The following is a 493-nucleotide window of genomic DNA, read 5'->3' on the forward strand; positions in this document are numbered from 1 at the left end:
ATTTTAACCAGATGCTTACCTTGCGCTTTAGACTTGTACTCCAACTTCTGGATCAATCCGAACCAGCTGGCATCTGCGATGTGCTTCGCCAATTTCCGGTTCTTAAGCAGGTTTTTTACTTTTAGCGTCTCGACAACCACTGCTTGGTTTTCGTCAATCAGTTGTCGGGACAGCTTGTGCTGAAAGTCAGCACGGGCATTCGCTAGACGTTCATGCGCCTTGGCCAGCTTCAACCATGCCTTCATACGACCTTTACTGCCTTTCTGACAGCGGGACAGGGCTTTTTGTTTGTGTCGAAGATTGGCGGCGGCACGCTTCATGAACCGAGGGTTGGCGGTTTTGTTACCGTTCGAGTCGATAGACAAATGGGTTAGCCCCATATCGACGCCCAGCACGGTATCAATTGTTTGCATGGGCACAGGTGTTTCCACACCGTCATCAACCAGCAGCGAGGCGTAGTATTTTCCTGTTGCCGTGCGCGACAAAGTAATAC

At 50.3% G+C, this 493-nt stretch carries 1 protein-coding gene; it reads right to left on the bottom strand.

Annotation, left to right across the window (positions count from 1 at the left end; all coding sequences use genetic code 11):
• Positions 1–493, bottom strand: a 493-nt coding sequence (locus BTA35_RS16615) for an RNA-guided endonuclease InsQ/TnpB family protein (RefSeq protein ID WP_139363703.1), incomplete at both ends; no start/stop codon positions are given.

Origin of the sequence: Oceanospirillum linum, assembly GCF_001995095.2 — a bacterium.
Classification (GTDB): domain Bacteria; phylum Pseudomonadota; class Gammaproteobacteria; order Pseudomonadales; family Halomonadaceae; genus Oceanospirillum; species Oceanospirillum linum.